Annotated in this window: 19 protein-coding genes and 1 tRNA gene; 5 read left to right on the plus strand and 15 right to left on the minus strand. The window is 69.8% G+C overall.

The genetic code is table 11. From position 1 onward, the window contains the following. The 6 genes from C1I98_RS17410 to C1I98_RS17435 all read right to left on the minus strand — a co-directional run. Window positions 1-1389: serine/threonine-protein kinase (locus C1I98_RS17410; protein WP_111168506.1), on the minus strand; the 1389-nt coding region annotated here is incomplete at its 3' end. Then, complete coding sequence (locus tag C1I98_RS17415) at window positions 1386-2843, minus strand: peptidoglycan D,D-transpeptidase FtsI family protein (protein WP_111168507.1); 1458 nt, start codon at window positions 2841-2843, stop codon at window positions 1386-1388. The genes C1I98_RS17415 and C1I98_RS17410, both read right to left, overlap by 4 nt. Continuing rightward, the gene (locus C1I98_RS17420) at window positions 2840-4186 is read right to left on the minus strand and encodes an FtsW/RodA/SpoVE family cell cycle protein (RefSeq protein WP_111168519.1); all 1347 of its coding nucleotides are present in this window, start codon (window positions 4184-4186) and stop codon (window positions 2840-2842) included. The genes C1I98_RS17415 and C1I98_RS17420 overlap by 4 nt, the downstream gene beginning before the upstream one ends. A 71-nt stretch (window positions 4187-4257) precedes the next feature. Then, a complete protein-coding gene (locus tag C1I98_RS17425) occupies window positions 4258-5613 on the minus strand; it encodes a Stp1/IreP family PP2C-type Ser/Thr phosphatase (RefSeq protein ID WP_111168508.1) in 1356 nt (451 codons plus the stop codon). Next, the gene (locus C1I98_RS17430; protein WP_111168509.1) at window positions 5610-6077 is read right to left on the minus strand and encodes an FHA domain-containing protein FhaB/FipA; all 468 of its coding nucleotides are present in this window, start codon (window positions 6075-6077) and stop codon (window positions 5610-5612) included. The genes C1I98_RS17425 and C1I98_RS17430 overlap by 4 nt, the downstream gene beginning before the upstream one ends. Window positions 6078-6094: 17 nt before the next feature. After that, on the minus strand, window positions 6095-6835 hold the full coding sequence (locus tag C1I98_RS17435) for an FHA domain-containing protein (RefSeq protein ID WP_111168510.1): 741 nt from the start codon (window positions 6833-6835) through the stop codon (window positions 6095-6097). Window positions 6836-6982: 147 nt separating this feature from the next. Between C1I98_RS17435 and C1I98_RS17440 the strand changes: the two genes are divergently transcribed. Then, window positions 6983-7065: transfer RNA gene (locus tag C1I98_RS17440), tRNA-Leu, on the plus strand. A 411-nt stretch (window positions 7066-7476) separates the two neighbouring features. On the opposite strand, the gene C1I98_RS17445 is transcribed toward C1I98_RS17440, so the two are convergent. Next, window positions 7477-8511 carry a hemolysin family protein gene (locus C1I98_RS17445; protein WP_111168511.1) on the minus strand — a complete coding sequence of 345 codons (1035 nt, stop codon included), beginning with the start codon at window positions 8509-8511 and terminating at the stop codon, window positions 7477-7479. After that, on the minus strand, window positions 8508-9872 hold the full coding sequence (locus C1I98_RS17450; RefSeq protein WP_111168512.1) for a hemolysin family protein: 1365 nt from the start codon (window positions 9870-9872) through the stop codon (window positions 8508-8510). Before C1I98_RS17450 ends, C1I98_RS17445 begins: the two co-directional genes overlap by 4 nt. Before the next feature lie 367 nt (window positions 9873-10239). On the opposite strand from C1I98_RS17450, the gene C1I98_RS17455 reads away from it, so the two are divergent. Further along, complete coding sequence (locus C1I98_RS17455; protein WP_233507947.1) at window positions 10240-11532, plus strand: LCP family protein; 1293 nt, start codon at window positions 10240-10242, stop codon at window positions 11530-11532. Between the two features lie 437 nt (window positions 11533-11969). On the opposite strand, the gene C1I98_RS17460 is transcribed toward C1I98_RS17455, so the two are convergent. After that, window positions 11970-12362, minus strand: coding sequence for a nuclear transport factor 2 family protein (locus C1I98_RS17460; RefSeq protein WP_111168513.1), 393 nt, complete (start codon window positions 12360-12362; stop codon window positions 11970-11972). Window positions 12363-12524: 162 nt separating this feature from the next. On the opposite strand from C1I98_RS17460, the gene C1I98_RS17465 reads away from it, so the two are divergent. Then, window positions 12525-13337, plus strand: coding sequence for a DNA alkylation repair protein (locus C1I98_RS17465; RefSeq protein WP_233507948.1), 813 nt, complete (start codon window positions 12525-12527; stop codon window positions 13335-13337). Window positions 13338-13350: 13 nt separating this feature from the next. Here the strand turns inward: C1I98_RS17465 and C1I98_RS17470 are convergent, their stop codons facing one another. Then, complete coding sequence (locus C1I98_RS17470) at window positions 13351-13734, minus strand: VOC family protein (protein ID WP_111168514.1); 384 nt, start codon at window positions 13732-13734, stop codon at window positions 13351-13353. A 32-nt stretch (window positions 13735-13766) separates the two neighbouring features. Next, complete coding sequence (locus tag C1I98_RS17475) at window positions 13767-14525, minus strand: ATP-binding response regulator (RefSeq protein ID WP_111168515.1); 759 nt, start codon at window positions 14523-14525, stop codon at window positions 13767-13769. A 190-nt stretch (window positions 14526-14715) separates the two neighbouring features. On the opposite strand from C1I98_RS17475, the gene C1I98_RS17480 reads away from it, so the two are divergent. Next, complete coding sequence (locus C1I98_RS17480; RefSeq protein ID WP_111168516.1) at window positions 14716-14949, plus strand: hypothetical protein; 234 nt, start codon at window positions 14716-14718, stop codon at window positions 14947-14949. An 82-nt stretch (window positions 14950-15031) separates the two neighbouring features. On the opposite strand, the gene C1I98_RS17485 is transcribed toward C1I98_RS17480, so the two are convergent. The 4 genes from C1I98_RS17485 to C1I98_RS41480 form a co-directional block, all read right to left on the minus strand. Further along, the gene (locus C1I98_RS17485; RefSeq protein ID WP_111168517.1) at window positions 15032-15880 is read right to left on the minus strand and encodes a hypothetical protein; all 849 of its coding nucleotides are present in this window, start codon (window positions 15878-15880) and stop codon (window positions 15032-15034) included. Window positions 15881-15976: 96 nt separating this feature from the next. Continuing rightward, window positions 15977-16507 carry a cytochrome P450 gene (locus C1I98_RS17490; protein ID WP_199537007.1) on the minus strand — a complete coding sequence of 177 codons (531 nt, stop codon included), beginning with the start codon at window positions 16505-16507 and terminating at the stop codon, window positions 15977-15979. Beyond that, window positions 16501-16641 (minus strand): hypothetical protein, encoded by a 141-nt coding sequence (locus C1I98_RS41475; protein ID WP_158558071.1) that lies wholly within the window; start codon window positions 16639-16641, stop codon window positions 16501-16503. Before C1I98_RS41475 ends, C1I98_RS17490 begins: the two co-directional genes overlap by 7 nt. Window positions 16642-16652: 11 nt before the next feature. Beyond that, the gene (locus C1I98_RS41480; RefSeq protein WP_158558072.1) at window positions 16653-16820 is read right to left on the minus strand and encodes a hypothetical protein; all 168 of its coding nucleotides are present in this window, start codon (window positions 16818-16820) and stop codon (window positions 16653-16655) included. A 110-nt stretch (window positions 16821-16930) separates the two neighbouring features. On the opposite strand from C1I98_RS41480, the gene C1I98_RS17495 reads away from it, so the two are divergent. Next, a complete protein-coding gene (locus tag C1I98_RS17495; protein ID WP_111168518.1) occupies window positions 16931-18346 on the plus strand; it encodes an alpha/beta fold hydrolase in 1416 nt (471 codons plus the stop codon). The last annotated feature ends 171 nt before the right edge of the window (window positions 18347-18517 follow it).

Raw genomic sequence — 18517 nt, forward strand, 5'->3', positions numbered from 1 at the left:
GGTCGGAGTCGGGGTGGGCGTCGGCTTAGGAGACGGCTTACGCGTAGGCGTAGCCGATGAGCTTACGCTAACCGACGGAGTTGGTGTCGGCCGCGACGACTTTACCGGTGGCGCGGCGGTGCGCGTTCGAGTCGCGGGCCGTGTCTTGTCCGGCGATTTGGATTTCGCCGATTCGGTGTTGTCCACCAGTGGGGTCGGCTCTTCTTCGCCGTCCACTCCGACCTGTGGCTTCTGCGGCGGGAGCTGGGCGAGGGCCAGGCCGCCGAACCCGACCACCGCCGCGCAGCCGGCCGTCGCGACCAGCACCGTCGTACGGCGGCGGCGGCGCCGCCGGGCCGATCCGTGGCCGGAAGCGGCCGGACCCGGCGCCGCGGCCGTGGTCTGCCCCGAAGTTACGGACGTGCCGGATGTGCCTTTCGGCATGCCCGGAATCCGTGACGCGTCATACAGTCCGGGCTCGCCCGGGGTGCCGCGCTCGACGAACGTGGCGCCGGAGTCGTCGCCCGGTCGTACCCGCCAGCCCGCCGGGTCGGTGAGGCGGCTCAGGTCGGTCTCGCCCGAGGAGGGCAGCGACAGCGACTCGCGCAGCGCGTACGCGCGGTCGGCGGCCTCGCCGCTGCTCGCCGGGCGGCTGCCCGGATCTTTGGCGAGCATCGCCAGCACCAGCGCGCGCACCGGGGCGGGCACGTCGCCGGGCAGCGGCGGCGGCGGGTCGTTCAGGTGCTGGAGGGCGATCCCGACGTGCGTGTCGGCGACGAACGGCGGGCGGCCCGCCAGGCACTCGTAGGCGACCACGCCGAGCGAGTACAGGTCGGTGGCGGGCGTGAGCGTCGCCCCGGACGCCTGCTCCGGGCTGACGTACTGGGCGGTGCCGAGCACCGTGCCGGTCTGCGTCATCGGGGCCGCCTCCATGGCCCTGGCGATGCCGAAGTCGGTGATCTTGATCACTCCGGCCTGGGTGACCAGCAGGTTGCCCGGCTTGATGTCGCGGTGGATGATCCCGGACGCGTGTGCCGTGGCCAGCGCCCGCGCCGACTGGTGGATCACGTCCAGCACCACGTCGGCGCTCAGCCTCGGGTTGCGGCTCAGGATCGCCGCCAGCGGCTCGCCGTGGACCAGCTCCATCACCAGGTAGGCGACGTCGGCGTGCTCGCCGTAGTCGTAGACCTGGGCGATGCCGGGGTCGGACAGCCCGGCGGTGATCCGCGCCTCGGTACGGAACCGCTGCCGGAAGGCCGGGTCGGCGGCGACGTGCCGGCGGAGCAGCTTGATCGCCACCTCGCGCTCGAGCAGCTCGTCACGGGCCCGCCAGACCTCGCCCATCCCCCCGGTGGCGATACGGCTCACCAGGTGGTAGCGATTGCCGAGCTTGAGGCCCCGCGAGGTCATCGATCCAGCACCGCCTCCATGACCGCCTTGGCGATCGGCGCCGCGGTGTGGCCGCCGGAGGCGTCGGTGCCCGCGCTGCCCGACTCGACCAGGACCGCGACGGCGACCTCAGGGTCCTGGACGTCGGCGAAGGAGATGAACCACGCGTGCGGGGCCTGGCCCTCCGCGGTCTCCGCGGTGCCGGTCTTGCCGCCGACCTCCACGCCGGGGATGCGCGCCGCGGTGGCCGTGCCGTTGTTCACCACGCTGACCATCATCTGCTGGAGCTTGTCCGCCGTCTCCGGGCTGATCGCCGTGGTCAGCTCCTCGGGCTTGGCGGTCTCCACCTCGCCGCCCTCCGCGTCGGCGATCTTGTTGATCAGGTACGGCTTCATGACCTTGCCGTCGTTGGCGATCCCGGCCGCGATCATGGCCATCTGCAGCGGCGTCATCTGGTTGCTGCGCTGGCCGATGGACGCCTGGGCCAGGGCCGCGGCGTCCTCCTTGGGACCGATGCCGCTGCCGGCCACGCCCATCGGAATCTCCAGGGGCTCGCCGCCGATGCCGAACTTCTTCGCGTGTTCCAGCATCTTGTCGTACCCGAGCTCCATGCCCATCGCGCCGAACGGCGTGTTGCAGGAACGTTCGAGCGCGAACTGGAGCGTCACCCGGCCCGCGCCGCACGCCGAGCCGCCGTAGTTGGGCAGGTCGGCGCTGGTGTTGGGCAGGTCGAGCAGCTGCGGGGCCTCCACCATGGTGGAGGGGCCGCGGCTCGAGTCTTCTTCCAGGTAGGCGGCCATGGTGAGCGCCTTGAACGTCGAGCCCGGCGGGTAGGTGCGGTCGATGACCCGGTTGATCAGGGGCTTGTTCTTGTTCTTGTCCAGCTCGGCGTACCGGCCGAAGACGTCGCCCTTGTTGGTGCCGGACAGCTCGTTCGGGTCGTAGGTCGGCACCGAGACCATGGTGAGGATCGCCCCCGTCTTGGGGGCGATGGCCACGACCGCGCCGCGCTTGCCGCTCCTGCGCAGCGCCTCGTAGCCGGCCTCCTGCGCCTTGGGCACGATGGTGAGGTCGACGTTGGCGCCCTTGGTCGCCTTGTTGGTGAACAGGTCGATGCTGCGCCGGACCAGCAGCGAGGGGTCGCTGCCGTCGAGCAGCGAGTCGCGGGAGCGCTCGATGGCCGACTCGCTCTCCGGCGAGAAGAACCCCGTGATGTGCGCGTAGAGCGGGCCGTGCGGGTACTTGCGCTGGAAGCGGAAGTCGGAGTCGGGTTTTTCCACCGACTCGGCCAGCACCTCGTTGCCCGCGGTGATCCGGCCCCGCTCGACCTCGTAGCGGGCGTAGAAGTTGCGGTTGTTGCGGGGGTCTTCGCGAAGCTGGTCCGCGCGCACGGCCTGCAGATAGTTGATGTTGACCATGAGCAGGCCGAACATCAGCAGACACGCGATCGACGCGCGCTTGAGCGGTCCGTTCATCGCTGGAACACCTGCGTCATCCCTTCGTCCTGGATCGCCTGCGGCGGCGGCCGGCGGGCCGAGTCCGACATCCGTACCAGCAGCGCGATCAGGATCCAGTTGGCCAGCAGCGCCGACCCGCCCTGTGACATGAACGGCGTGACCAGGCCGGTCAGCGGGATCAGGTTGGTGACGCCGCCGACGATGATGAAGACCTGCCAGGCCAGGATGAACGACAGGCCGCCCGCCAGCAGCTTGGAGAACGGGTCGCGGGCCGCCAGCGAGGTGCGCAGCCCGCGCTCCACGATCAGCGCGTAGACCAGCAGCAACGCCATCAGCCCGGTCAGGCCCAGCTCCTCGCCGGTCGCGGCGAAGATGAAGTCGGAGAACGACAGCGGGATGAGCTGCGGGTGACCCTGCCCGAGCCCGGTGCCGAGGACGCCCCCGGTGCCCATCGCGAACAGCCCCTCCATGAGCTGCGCGCTGCCGCCGAACTTGTAGAACAGCTCCGGGTCCTCGGGGTTGAGGTAGACCTCGAACCGGGCGGCGACGTGGTCGAACAGCAGCCCGGCGAGCATCGCCCCGCCGACGAACAACAGGATGCCGATCAGCACCCACGAGGTGCGCTGCGTCGCGATGTAGAGCATCGCGATGAACGTGCCGAACAGCAGCAGCGAGGACCCGAGGTCGCGCTGGAGCACCAGCACGCCCAGGCTGACCGCCCAGGTGATGAGCACCGGGCCGAGGTCGCGGGCGCGCGGCAGGTCGATGAACAGCAGCCGGCGTCCGGCCAGCGCCAGGACGTCGCGCTTGGCCACCAGGTAGCCCGCGAAGAAGACGACGAGGGCCAGCTTGGCGAACTCCGAGGGCTGCAGGTTGGCGAAGCCCAGGCTGATCCAGATCCGGGCGCCGTTGAGCGTCTGGCCGAGGCCGGGGATCAACGGCGAGATCAGCAGGAGCAGGCCCGCGAAACCGGCGGTGTAGGTCATCCGCTGGAGCGCGCGGTGGTCGCGCAGCACGATCAGCGTGACCGAGAACATGACGATGCCGACGCCGGTCCACAGAAGCTGGGTGCTCGCCGAGGCGAGCTTCGAGCCGCCGGTCTCGATCCGGTAGATCATCACCAGGCCGATGCCGTTGACCAGCGTCACCAGCGGCAGGATCAGCGGATCGGCCCACGGGGCGAACTTGGCCAGCACCAGGTAGGCGGCGAGCACGAGCCCGCCGAGCCCCAGCCCGTACGTGAGCATCCCGGCGGGGATGCGGCCGTCCACCGCCAGCCCCACGCTCGCGTACGCGCCCATCACGATCGCGACGGCGAAGGCGAGCATGGCGAGCTGTGCCCCGCGCCGCTTGGCCGGCATCGGGACGGCGGAACCGCTCGTGGTCACCGCCACGGCGGCGCTCCGATCACTGCTCGATGGACCGAACTCAACTAGGGAGACCTCGTCGATTGGGAAGTGGACCGGGTGCGGGCGTCGGGGTCGGGGGGCGGCTCGGACACCGAGTCGGGCGGTGCGGTGGTGTTCCTGTCCTCCGGCTGCTGGGGCTCTTCGGGCTGCGGCGTGGACTCGGGCTTTTGGGTGGACACCGGGGCGCGCAGCTCGGCCACTCTCTTCAGGCCCTCATCAAGGGTGGCCACCGGGATGCCGTTGCGGATCTGCCCCTGGTGGAACGCGTCGAGCGTGGCCACCGACTGCCCGGTGCCCTTCTCCACCTTGAAGAACCGCAGGGGGCCCAGCTCGGCGTCGACGCCGCGGTAGACGACGATCTCGCCGCCGCTCGCGCCGATGAAGAACTGGTCCTGAGTCCATCTCCAGGCGACGTAGCCGCCGCCCAGAACCAGAACGGCGGCCACCGTGAAAACGCCCGCGAGCAGCGGCCAGACCCGCTTGCGGCGCATCGGCGCCGCCTCGCCCATCGGCATCTCCAGGTCTTCGTCGGTGATGACCGGCTGCGGCGCGGTTATCGTGGCCTGCCCGCCGGGAACCTCGTGCGGCTGGGTGCGCACCCTGGTCGCCCCGGCCGCGCCCACGATGGCGGCGTCGCCCGCCACGATCGTGTCGTCCTCGACCTCGATGACGTCGGCGACCACGCAGGTGATGTTGTCCGGGCCGCCGCCGCGGTTGGCCAGGTCGATGAGGACCCTGACCGCCTCCTCCGGCTCGTCGACCGTGGTCAGCGTGTTGTGCATGGTCTCCGCGCTGACCACCCCGGACAGGCCGTCGGAGCATAGTAGGTAGCGGTCGTCGACCTGCGCCTCGCGCAGGGTGAGGTCGGGATCGACCTCGCCGCTGCCGTCCAGTGCGCGCAGCAGGATGGACCGCTGCGGGTGTGTGGCGGCCTCCTCAGGCGTGATCCGGCCGTCGTCCACCAGCGACTGCACCAGGGTGTGGTCGTGGGTGATCTGGTACAGCTCGCCGCGTCTCAGCAGGTAGGCACGGGAGTCGCCGACGTGGACCAGGGCGACCTGCGTGCCGTTCCAGAGCATCGCGGTGAGCGTGGTGCCCATGCCCTTCAGGCTCGGGTCCCGGCCGACCATCTCGTGCAGCTTGCGATTGGCGTCGCGTACCGCGGCCTCGATGGCGCTGAGCAGATCGCCCCCGTGCGTGTCCTTCTCAAGGGCGGCCATGGCGGCGATGGCGACCGAGCTGGCCACCTCACCGTGAGCGTGCCCGCCCATGCCGTCCGCGACGGCGAGCAGGCGACCGCTGGCGTAGGCCGAGTCCTCGTTGCCTTCGCGGAGGAGGCCGACGTCCGAGCGGGCGGCGTAGCGGAGTGCGATGGTCATTTGCGCAATTCGATGACGGTCTTGCCGATGCGGATCGGAACACCGAGCGGCACCGGAGTCGGACGGGTGACTTTAGAGCGGTCGAGGTACGTGCCGTTGGTCGAACCGAGATCTTCCACGATCCACTGACCGTCCTGGGGGAAGAGGCGGGCGTGCCGGCTGGAAGCGTAGTCGTCGCTGAGCACCAGCGTGGCGTCATTCGCCCGGCCGATGGTGATCGGCGTTTCCGAGAGGGTGATGATGGTGCCCTGCAACGGGCCACCGGTGACGACCATCTGCCGTGGCTCCCCCTTCCTGGGTTTGGCGACCGGCTTGTGCGGCTTGGCCGCCTTCGCCGCCTTGGGCGCCGTAGCCGTACGTGGCCCGAACAGGTCTGTCCGGATCACGCCGACCGCGGCGATCACAAAAAACCACAGCACCGCGAGAAACGCGAGCCGGATCAGCAGCAGCGTGAGCTCGGACATGGACCGTTTGTCTACCCTTAATCGCGTCGGAACACCAGAGTCGTACGGCCGAGCGTGACGCGCGTGCCGTTTTGCAACTCCACCCTGCGCACCGCCTGGCCGTTGACGAAGGTGCCATTGGTGGAACCGAGATCGACGAGCGCGACCTGCTGCCCCTCGACCCGTAGCTCCGCATGATGGCGAGAGACCCCCGGATCGACCAGCCGCAGATCGCAGTCGGTGCCCCTGCCGAGCAGGGTCACCGGTGTGGTCAGCTCGAAGGACCGCTGCCCCTGCGGGTCGTCCTGGGTGGACACGAGCAGCCGCGGCCGTCCGGCGAAGGCGTGTGAACGCGCCGGTGGAAGGTCGCTCACCGGCCGCCGGATCTCGTCCTGTTCGACGGTCGCGCCCCGGATCACACCGGAGCGGATGCGGAACAGGCCGACCGCCAGATCGTCGGCGGTCTCGAAACGGACCCGGACCGGCCCGACGAAGGAGTAGCCCTGTTCCTTGGCGTACTCCCGGGCCAGGTTGGCGAGCTCGTGGCCGATGCTGTCGGCATAGACCTCCATGCGCTCGCTGTCGCTGACGGACAGCTCCACGACGAAGTCGTTCGGGACGAGGGTGCGTCCCTGGGCGACGATCGCGGCGCGCTCATCCATCTCCCGCTGCACTGCGCTGGCGACCTCGACCGGCTGAAGGTCGGACTTGAACGCCCGCGCAAAGGCTCCCTCAACCAATCCTTCGAGCCGGCGCTCGAAGCGCTGAAGGACTCCCACCGGGTACCTCCCTTCCTCCATGCATCTGGTCGCAGCCGCTCAACTGCCCGTCGCCGGGCAACGAGCCGCTCCGCTCGCGTCTAGAGGGATCGTATCCGGGTTCAGTAGCACCGTCGGTTCCGTGCTACTGTTTCTGAGCACCCACGAGGGCGGGTGGCGGAACGGCAGACGCGCACGGTTCAGGTCCGTGTGTCCGAAAGGACGTGAGGGTTCAAATCCCTCCTCGCCCACTCTGATCTCCTTAAAACTCCTTCTGGCCGCTTGCCACATGGCAGCGGCCATCGGTGTTTTCTGGGCCTTTTCGAAGGCCACTTCAGGGGACGGCGATGTTCGGCGGGGGGAGGACCCGCCGTGGGGTTCGGTGCGCGCTGTCATGGAGAGTGCCGTTCGCGTGTCGGGGGCGGTCCGACGGTCATGGTCGGTGCTCTTGGTGCTGGTGGTGCTTGGGGGGCCGGCTTGAAGGTCGGGGGCGAGCGAGGGACGATGCCCCGGACCGGTGTCCGGGGCATCGGTGAAGACATGAAGCCTCTGTGACTTTTCTACCTCGTCAACCTTGTCGCTCGCTTTCGGAACGCTTGCATTCTTCACAGGGAACTTCGAGGTGGCGAGGGCTTCGTTACGCCAGAAGTGAAACGTCACGATCAGCGTGGCGTGGCGGCCGAGGTGTCCAGCAGCTCCCTGAGTACGTCCGTGAGGCTCACCATGCCGGTCACCCTGCCCTCGGCGTCGGTGACCAGTCCCAGGTGCGCGTGGGCCTCCTGAAGGACCGTCAGGGCCTGCGGGATGGTCGCCGACTGCTCGACCCGGGGCATCGGCCTGGCGAGGTCGGCGGCCCGGTTGCCGGGCCGGGTCAGCGTGTCGCGTACGTGAAGCACGCCCACCACGTCGTCCGGTTCGCCGGAGTTGACCAGCAGCCGGACGTGGCCGCTGCGCGCCGCGACGTCGCGCACCCGCTCGTCGTCGGCCCCCGCCGGAACGGCGGTGGCCTCCGCGATGGGCCGGGCCAGCCGGGCGATCGGCTGCTGCTGGACCCGCAGCGCGCTGGTCAGCAGGTCGTGCTCGGCCCGGTCCAGCAGCCCCATCCGGCCGGATTCGCCGACCAGCATCGCGAGCTGGTGCGGCGTGCGGGTGGTGGCCAGCTCATCGCGCGGATGGACGCCGAACATGCGCAGAAGCAGGTTGGTGGCGCCGTTGAGCAGCCGGATGATCGGCCGTACCAGCCAGGTGAACCCCCGGAACGGCAGCGCCAGCGCGAGCACGGCGGCCTCCGGGTGGGTCAGTGCCCACGACTTCGGCGCCATCTCGCCCACCACCATGTGCAGGAACGTGATGACCACCAGCGCGATGCCGAACGACACCGCCACCTGCGCCGAGGACGGCAGGCCCAGCGCCGCGAAGAGCGGTTCGAGGGTGTGGTGGATCGCCGGCTCGGTGACCATCCCCAGCCCCAGCGTGCACAGCGTGATGCCGAGCTGCGCCGCGGCCAGCATCAGGGAGAGCTGCCGCCCGCCCCTGGCCGCCGCGCGCGCGGCGACGCGCACCACCTTGCCGCCGCCGGCCGCGTTCTGCTCCAGCCGGTGCCTGCGCGCCGACACGAAGGCGAACTCGGCCGCCACGAAGAACGCGTTGGCCACCAGCAGCAGGACGCCCAGCAAGAGCGCGGGAACGATGTTCATCGGGACGCTCCCGCCGTGTCCGCGGGCACCGCGGGCGTCAGCCGTACCCACTCGGGGACCCGCCGGTGCACCGACAGCACCCGAAGCTCGGCCCACTGCTCGATGCCGTCGTCGCCGTCCTCGGCGAGCGGGTCGTTGTCGGTGGTCAGCGTGACCACGGTCCTGTCGCCCTGCTCCGACATTCGGCCGAGCCGGGCCAGTACCAGGCCCGCGACGGTCTCGTAGTCGTCGCTCTGCGGCAGCGCCAGGCCGGTGGCGCGCTCGATCTCGTCCAGGCGGAGCGTGCCCGGGAGGTCCCAGGTGCCGTCGGCCCGGCGTACCGGGCCGGGCGGGGCGGGGTCGTTCTCGTCGATCAGCTCGCCGACCAGCTCCTCGGCCAGGTCCTCGACGGTGATGACACCGGCCAGGCCGCCGTACTCGTCGATCACGCAGGCCATGTCGTCGCCCGCGGCGCGCATCCGGTCCAGTACGGCGGGCAGCGGCAGCGACGCCGGGATGAGCAGCGCGGGCCGCATGATCTCGCGGATGGTCCGGTCGGTGTCCGGGCCCGCGGCCAGCAGTTCCCGGACGCCCGTCACACCGACCACGTCGTTCTGCTCCAGCACCGGATAACGGGAATGTCCGGACGCGCGGAGCGCCTCCAGGAGGTCGGACGCCGGCCGTTCGGCGCGCAGCAGTACGACCCGGGGGCGCGGCACCATCACGTCCTCGGCGGTGTGGTCGCCGAACTTCAGAGCGCGCTCGAGCAGCTCCGACAGCGGCGCGGGAAGCTCACCCGACGCGCTGGACTCGGAGATGATCCGCGACAGCTCCTCCGGCGTGGCGCCGTGCTCGACCTCCTCGACCGGCTCGACCCCGACCCTGCGCAGCAGGCGGGTCGCCGAGGAGTCGAACAGCCTGATCACCGGACCGGCGACCGCCAGATACACCAGCGTCGAGCGGGCCAGGAACTTGGCCACCGGCTCCGGCCGGGCGATCCCGAGGTTCTTCGGGGCCAGCTCGCCGAGCACCATCTGCACGATGGTCGCGACGGAGACGCCGATCGCTACCGCGATCGGGGTGACGGCCGCGGGCGGCAGGTCCGCGGACTCCAGCAGCGGACGTATCGCGTCGGCCACGGCGGGCTCGGCGAGGAAGCTGACCAGCAGCGCGGTCACGGTGATGCCGAGCTGGGCGCCGGACAGCATGAAGGAAAGCCGCTCGGTGACCTTGACGGCGCGACCGGCGGCGGCGTCGCCCGCCGCGGCCTGCTCCCGCAGGACGGCCCGGTCGGCGGCGACGAAGGCGAACTCCTGGGCGACGAAGTAGCCCGTCGCGACAGTGAGAAGAACAAGGGCCAGCAGGCCCAGTGCGATGGTCACCGGGGGCGCCTCTGCTGGGTTTGGTTCTGGTGGCGTCTCGCGCGGGGAGTGTGGTCAGTGGAACCCGTGCCGTGGCACGGGCTGGTACTCCACGAGTCCGGACTGGACACTGTCGTCCTCTCGCTCAGTGACATGGTCAGTCGTTGCTAAAGGTAACGAACAGGCAGGGGCTGGATGTTTCCACGTGACGATCGGAGGTTCGATTGGCGCGATCATTGCGGTCTGAGTACTTTTCCATGGGAAAACCTTGGACATGGCGCAGCGCGGGCGGTGGTCGCGGCGTAGCGTCGAAGTGGCGACCATGCCCGGCTGTGCGTGGCCATGCGGGTGGTCGTGATCGAGCAGGACTACGGGCGGAGAGCGACACGTGGCTGAGTGGCCGGAAAGCGGGCGGCGGCCCGACGACGACCGCACCAGGGTCATGCGGACGCCTGAGCCGAGGCGCGCCCAGCCCGCCTACCCGGTGCAGGGTGAGGAGCCCGCTCCGGGGTCCTCAGGGCCTTCAGGGGCTTCGGGGGACTCTTCGCGGGCCGGTACATCGCGTGTGTACGGCAAGGAACGTTCCGGTAAGAGCCCGGTGCGCCCGCTGCGGCGACGCGGTGACGGCGGCGGCGGGTCCCCGTCCGGGTCGTCTGGGCCGTCCGGGTCGTCTGGGCCGTCCGGGCCTTCTGGGCCGTCCAGGCCCGGTACGCCGAGGTCGCCGCGCCGGCCGCTGCGGATCGCGCTGATCAGCCTCGCCGTGCTGCTGGTGGTGCTCCTGGTGAGCGCGATCGCCGGATACTTCTGGATCAACGGGCGGCTGGTCGCGATCGACGGCGTGCTCGACGACTACGAGGGCAGGATCGCCGACACCCCCGGCGAGAACTGGCTGCTGGTCGGCTCCGACAGCCGCAAGGGGCTCACCGCCGACCAGCGCAGGAAGCTCGCCACCGGCCGCGCGGCCGGGCAGCGCACCGACACCATGATGCTGCTGCACATCCCGGCGAGCGGCGGCCGGCCCACTCTGGTCAGCCTGCCCCGCGACTCTTACGTGCAGATCCCCGGCAAGGGCCGGAACAAGCTCAACGCCGCATACGCGTTCGGCAAGGGCAAGCTCCTGGTCCGGACGGTGGAGCAGGCGACCGGCGTCCACATCGACAACTACATGGAGATCGGTTTCGCCGGGTTCGTGGGCATCGTGGACTCGATCGGCGGGGTCGAGATCAACGTCAAGCAGAACATCAAGGACCCGAAGGCCGGGATCAACCTGAAGAAGGGCGTCCAGGTCCTCGACGGCGGCACCGCGCTCGGGTACGTCCGCACGCGCGCCACCGGAGCCCTGCCCGACCTGGACCGCACGCAGCGGCAGCGCCAGCTCTTCGGCGCGGTCGTGAAGAAGGCGGCCAGTCCGGGGGTGCTGCTCAACCCGTTCACGTCGCTGCCGCTGGCGTCGAGCGCGGCCGACTCGGTGCTCGTGGACAACGGGACGGGCGCGTTCGACCTGCTGTCGCTGGGGCTGGCGATGGGCGACGGGCCGATCACCACCAGCGTGCCGGTCGGCTCGACCCCGACCCTGCCGGGGGTGGGCTCCGTCATCCAGTGGGACCGGGCCAAGGCCCTGCGCATGTTCAACGCCCTGGCCGAGGACAAGCCCGTCCCCAAGGACGCCCTCAAAAACTGACCCGGGCGCGCGCTCGTACTCGTGAGCGCCGCGCTGCCTTACGGCGGCCGGGCGGCGGTGGTGACATAACAACACCGCAGGTCGGCACTATCCTGGCTGTTCACAAAGGGCGCTCCCCACGTCCGTGGGGATGAACCGCCGATGAGCGGATCACCGCCGAGGACGTCGCCACGCCCGTGGGGATGAACCGAACACCGACTACTACCGCTGACCCGCCCCCATGTGCTTCCCACGCTCTTGGGCTGATCGGCGCAGACGGCCAGGCAGTCGTGGGCGTTCGCGTGCTCTCCACCTCCGCGGAGAAGACCCATCTACATCGCCGCCGGAACCGCGCTCGCGTTGTGCCCTTCACACCCGCGGGGATGTGGCTGGCTGTGGATGGCTCGCACTGCCCCCCAAGGCAGAGGGCCAAAGCGCCGGTGGAATCCGGCGGGGCCCTACGATGCCGAATCGGCGGCTCTGCGCAGCTCGTGGGTGTCGAACACGAGCCGGTCTGTGGTGATCCTGCCGTCTCGGACCAAGAGGTGGTCAGCCGCTCGCAGGGTGCCGAAGGGCCCGGTGACCATGTCGTACATGATCATGGCCTCTTCCGCGCCCCCGAGCACAGACAGGATCTTCACATCGACGACCGCCCCGGCGAATTGCCCGATCGCTTCCAGAACCGCAGGTGCGCCCTCGATCGTCCCGCGCGGGCTCTCGAAGACGATGTTCGGAGCGACCAGATCTGACATGGTGGTCAGGTCGCGGCGGCCGAAGGCCTCGATGAACTCCACGGCGATCTCGGCGGGGTTCCGGTGCGCACTCATGATTTTCTCCTCATGTTCGTCCATGCCACTACCCGTACTGACCGGCCGCGTCGCGAGAACTCATCGCACAGTGCGGGGCGTATGGCGTGAGCGCGATACGGGTCAGGCGGTGCTTTGAGACGTACGGCGTGCCCCCTGCTCGCCGCCCACCGCCGTCAGCCGTGCCCAGGTGTCCGGGTTTCGCGTGTGTCGTGGTCGCTCGCCGTTCAGCACCGGCTGAACCGGCCCCTGCTTGCGGTAGGAGTGAAGGCGGGGATCAGCGCCGAGTCCCGTCGTAGGCTGAATTCCTCTGATAAGGGACAGGAGACTGCGGTGACCCAGACGACGCCGGCCGAGACCGCGGTGGCCGAGGTGATGGCCGAGCTGGCCGGGCTTGAGGACCCGAAGATCCGTGAGGTGAACGAGAAGCATGGTGACGATCACGGTGTCAACCTCGGCAAGCTGCGCGCGCTCGCGAAGCGGCTGAAGACGCAGCAGGAGCTCGCGCGCCGGCTGTGGGCGACGGGGGACACGGCGGCGAGGCTGCTGGCGTTGCTGATCTGCCGCCCGAAGGCGTTCGAGGGGGCCGAGCTGGACGTCATGTTGCGCGAGGCGCGCACCCCCAAGGTGCACGACTGGCTCGTGAACTACGTCGTGAAGAAGAATCCGCACGCCGAAGAGCTGCGCCTGGCCTGGTCCGCCGATCCGGATCCGGTGGTCGCGAGTGCCGGCTGGGCGCTGACCACCGAGCGCGTCGCGAAGAAGCCCGAGGACCTTCACCTCACAGAACTGCTCGACGCGATCGAAACGGAGATGAAGACCGCCCCGGATCGCCTCCAATGGGCGATGAACCACTGCCTGGCCCAGATCGGGATCGAGCACGCCGAGCACCGCGCCCGGGCGATCGCCATCGGTGAGCGCCTGGAAGTACTCAAGGACTACCCGACTTCCCCCGGCTGCACCTCGCCCTTCGCGCCCATCTGGATCAACGAGATGGTCCGCCGGCAGCACCAGGAGTGAGTTGGGAAAGGCATCAGCGGCGGTAGGTGCTCACCTCGATCAGGTTGCGGTCGGGGTCGCGGAAGTAGACGCTCTGGATCTGGCCGATCGCGCCGGTTCGTTCGACCGGGCCCTCCTCTATCGGGACGTCGTGCTCGGCGAGTTCATCGATCACCTGGTCCAGTGGGTCCGTGCTGATGAGGCACAGGTCGGCGCTGCCGGGCGTCGGCTGGTCGGCCTTCGGCTCGAACTCGTGGCCGGCCTCGTGCAGGTTGATCTTGGCGAGCCCGAAGGTCAGGGCGGTACGGCCCTCGCCGAACGTCACCGCCTTCATGCCGAGTACGCGAGTGTAGAAGTCAACGGTGACGTCGATGTCAGCGACGGTCAGTACCAGATGGTCGAGCCGCTCGATCCGCATACGACGTAGCTTAGGCAAGTACGGTGATCATGTTATGAGGGACCGGGCGCACAAGTCATCCATCGCATCTCCCCTTGAGGGAGCTGAAGGATAAAACAGGCGCCAGGCCGCCCATCGGTCACCCGCAGAGTGCCGTTGTGGCTGATGGCGATGGCTTTGGCGATGGCCAGGCCCAGCCCGGCTCCGCCCGTTTCCCTGTTTCGGGCATTGTCCAAGCGGGTGAAACGTTCGAAAATCCGCTCTCTGTCGTTTTCCGGGATGCCCGGCCCGTCGTCGGCGACCCGAAGTACCACCTGGTCCTGGTCCTGGTCCGCGGTGAGCGACACGGTGATCTGAGTCCGGGCGTGCTGTTCGGCGTTGTCCAGCAGGTTGGTCACCAACCGCTCCAGGTGGCCGGCGTTGCCGTGGACGACGGCCGGAACCAATCGGGTGCGGACCATGGCCCGGCGGGCGCTCTGCTTGGCGACCAGTGCCGACAGTTCGACAGGCGCGTGCCTGGTGGGCTCCTCGGCGTCCGTGCGGGCGAGCAGGAGGAGGTCGGCCGCCAGTCGTTCCAGCCGTTCGGCGTCGTGCAGGGCCTCCCGCATGGCGGCGCGCTGTCTGCAGACGGCGTGCCCCGACAGTCCGGGCAGCATCACATCCAGCATGATCGCGTCGTGATTCCCCTGCCTGGCCTGCCGGAGCCCGGTGTGTCCGTCATGGGCGAGCTCGGTGTCGAAGCCCTCGGCCTCCAGGCCGCGCTTGATCAGCCCGGCCAGCCTCAGGTCGTCCTCGACGATGAGTATCCGCATATCGCCTACGGTGCCACAGCGATTCTGAAGGGACGCTGAAGAGCTTCAGTTTCCCTTCAGCGCCCATCAGCCATAGTCATTTCCGGCGCGCGGGAACCGGCCGCGGCCCGTAGAGAAGGCCCGTAGAGAAGGCCCGAAAGAGAAGAGGTCGTTGAATGAAGTTCACCAACCGTGCCCCCTGGCCGCCTCCGTGCTCGTCGCCGTCGCCGCCGGCATCGCGATCCCGGCCATCACGTCCGCCTACGCTTCATCCGAGCCCGCCGTCCCCTTCGAGAAGGTGGCCAACGTGGGCGACTCCCTGGGAGAGTTGCCCGACCAGATCGCCATCAAGAAGAACGCCGATGGGTCGATCGAAATCACTCGGGACGTCGAACCCGGTGGCGAGTGGGAGAAGACCACGCCCGGTAAGCAAGACGCCCGGTAAGTAAGACGCCCGGTAAGCAATTAGCGCGAAGCCCACCGGAGGGCCGCCGCCCGGCGGCCCTCCGGCCATGCGCTTCAAGTGATCATCTCCTGTCGCGGAAGGCCGCCAGGAGGACGAGGGCCGCCGCCACGAGGAGGTGCCAGTGGATGATCGCGGCGGGGGGTTCCGTCTCGGTGAGGAACGGTGCCGTCCGGCCTGTCACGGCGACCACCACCAACGCGGTGGTGATCGTCAGGGCGACGGGCCACCGGGCCCGCCGTACCAGAGCCGTGGTCAGGGCGCCCAGGACGATGAGGGCGACCGAAAGGCCGTCCGCGTCCACCTTGCAGGTCCAGGCGGCGCTGCCCCAGGGGGCGTAGGCGAAGAACCCGGTGGACGGCGCCTCGCTGAGCGGTGTGTACGCGAACCACCCGAAAGGCGACGGAGTGCCCAACGGGACCAGCCAGCGGACGACCGTCCAGGTGGCGGCGAGGCCGGCCAAGGTCCAGAACAAGGTTCCGGTACGCCATGGGGCCGAGGAATCGGGCCGGGCCGCGTGGGGCAGCAGGGCGAGTACGGCGGCGGCGTAGCAGGCGATCGGCACCCAAAGCGGGACATTGGCCGGCAGCGGCGGGGAGACGAAAGCCGTCGTCACGCGGAGCGCGAGCGCGGCGCACAAGATCACAATGGCCGTCACCGTCGTACGGCGGGACGCGCGCGCCGCGAGCGCGAAAACGGACACCGGCACGAGCAGTTCGATCAGGGAGAGGAACGTCCCCACATCGCCCGCGAGCATCGCCGCGGCCCATGGCACCCGGCAGAGCATGGGAGTGACGTCCGCCGGTCCGGCGACGAAGGCCCGGACGAGGATCGGCCCGGTCGAGGCGGCGACCGCGGTCGCGCGCAGCGCGTCGCTCGATGATCGGGGAACGCGCCGGGTCGTGGCGTCCACATCAGCTCCGGTGATCGTCCGAACGTTCTAGATCGTCGCCGGGCGACGGTACAGCCGCCGGACGTACGCCGCAATCGGGTCGCCCGAAGCGCGAGGTCAGCCGGGCCGTACCGGGAGCCGGGCGAGACCGCGTACCGCCATCGTGGTCCGGTGCTCCGGCTCGCCCGCGCGCACCAGCCCGGGCAGGCGCGCCAGCGGCGTCCCGAGGCAGTAGTGCGGGCCGGAGCCGAAGGCGAGGTGGTCCGGGCTGGGCGTCCGCATGATGTCGAAGCGGTCGGGGTCGGTGAACACGGAGGGGTCGCGTCCGGTCGCGCCGATCAGCACGTACACCGGGTCCCAGGCGGCGATCCGGCGTCCGGCCAGGTACAGGTCCTCCTGGGCGTACCGGAGGGTGGCCTGGACCGGTGAGTCGTACCGCAGTACCTCCTCGACCACCTGCCCCGCCAGCTCCGTATTCGCCCGGAGCAGCGCCCACTGGGCGGGATTGTCGAGCAGCGCCAGCATGCCGTTCCCGATGAGGTCGACGGTCGTCTCGAACCCGGCGATGAGCAGGATGCGGCACAGGCCGAGCACTTCGCGCGGGGAGATCCGCTCCGCGCCGAGGTCGGCGGCGAACCTGCTCAGCACGTCCTCGCCGGCGGATCGCGCCGGCCCGCGCCCATCATCAGCAGGCTGAAGGGGTTGTCACGGACACGGCCGTGCATCCACGTCCGCCCGGCGTGACCTGCGACCCGCGCGGTCTGTCGTATCGTCTCCAGCACGTTCATCCTCCTTACACAGGGATGTGGAAGATCGGCATCGACGTGCCGTACTCGCGCAGCCGGGCCCGGTCTGCGCCCTCGGCCAGTAGCGCGCGCACGGCCTCGGCGTCGCCGTGCACAGCCGCTCTGTACAGCTTCTCCGTGACCGGATCACCGGCCTGGCCGGGTCGCGTCTCCATGCCCTCAGTCTGTACGGCCCGCCGCCTTCGCTCCACTCGTTTTACCCTATTGACAAACAAGATTTTTATGTACAAGCTTGTTTTAGCAATCAAGGAGAGGACGAGCACAGATGAGCCCCACCCGCTTCCGCGCGCCGTTGATCGCGCTGATCGTCGCGCTGACGACGGTGATCGCACTGCCGGCACTGCCAACGCTGCCCGTGCTGGCCACCGCGCCCGCGCACGCGACGTCCGCGAAGCCCGCGCTGACCGACCCGCACCCATGTGCCGACGCCCAGGGGTTCACCTGCTCCACGCTCACCGTCCCGCTCGACCACAGCGGCAAGACCCCGGGTGAGCTGAAACTTCAGGTCGCCACCGGCGACAACGCCGACGCGCCCAAGGGCGTGCTGCTGCTTCTGACCGGAGGGCCCGGGCAGCCGTCCGTGCCGTTCGTCACCGCGCTCGCGGCCAGGCTCCCCGAGGTGGCCGCCGACTACCGCTGGGTCACCATCGACCTGCGCGGCACCGGGGCAAATGCCCTCAAGTGCCCTGCGCTCCAGGCCGAGAGCGTCACATCTGACGTCGCCCCCGCGACGCCGGCCGCCGTCCGGGAGTGCAGCCGGATCATCGGGTCCGAGCGGGCGTTCTACCGCACCGACGACACCGTCGCCGACCTGGAGCTGCTCAGGCGGGCACTGGGCGTCCGGCAGATGACGCTTAACGGCCTGTCGTACGGCTCGCGCACCGCCGCCCACTACGCGTTCGCCAGGCCCGCCAACGTGCGGAAGATGGTGCTCGACTCCGTCATCCCGTTCGCTGACCCCGAGCGCGACGACGCGCTCAGCCTGGTTTCGATGCGGGCGCACCGCCGGGTGCTGCGCGAGGCGTGCGCGCAGGTCGAGGGCTGCACCTGGGATCCCACGGAAGACCTGGCGTGGCTGGTCCGTCAGCGTGGCGACGGCGTGCGACTGCTCGACCTGACGGTGGTGGCCGGGTTCCTCGACCCCACCTACTCGGGCGTGATCCACGCGATGCACGAGGCGCGCGCGGGCGACCCCGCCGACCTCGACCGGATGCTGGCCGACATGGCGGCGGCGCAGCCCCAGCCGTACGAGATGTTCAGCTGGGGGCTTCAGATCGCGACGCACTGCGCGGACGCCCGCCAGCCCTGGGGCGACTCGTCCACCGCCCCGCACCGGCGGCAGGCGGCGCTGGAGCGCCGCATCGAGCGCCTGCGCCCGCACGAGACCTACCCGTTCGACCGCGCGACCGCAGCCGGAGTGGGCTTCGTCCAGCGGTGCCTGCACTGGCCGGCGTCACGGCCCGGCAGCCAGCCGCCGGCCTGGTCCCGCATCCCGGTGCCGACACTGCTGCTGGTCGGCGACCGCGACCTCTCCACCCCGGTCGAGTGGGCCCAAGAGGTCGCCGCCCGCGCCCCACAGGGGAAGCTGGTCGTGGTCCCCAACACCCCGCACCTCGTCCAGGTGATGGAACCGGGACGCACGGGCCGCGACGCGATCTCCGCCTTCCTCACCCAGGACTGAAGCAGACCATCCAGGCAAACCCCCGGTACGGACGTCGGCAGGCCCGACGTCCGTGCCGGGGGTCGGCATGCGTCGTGAAGCCGGCGAGGGGTCGGCACGCTGGAGATCCACGACCCTGCCCCATCCATCCACCCGAACGCCCCGACCACCCCTGGCACAGCACCACCTTTT

The organism is Spongiactinospora gelatinilytica (assembly GCF_003236385.1).
Lineage (GTDB): Bacteria > Actinomycetota > Actinomycetes > Streptosporangiales > Streptosporangiaceae > Spongiactinospora > Spongiactinospora gelatinilytica.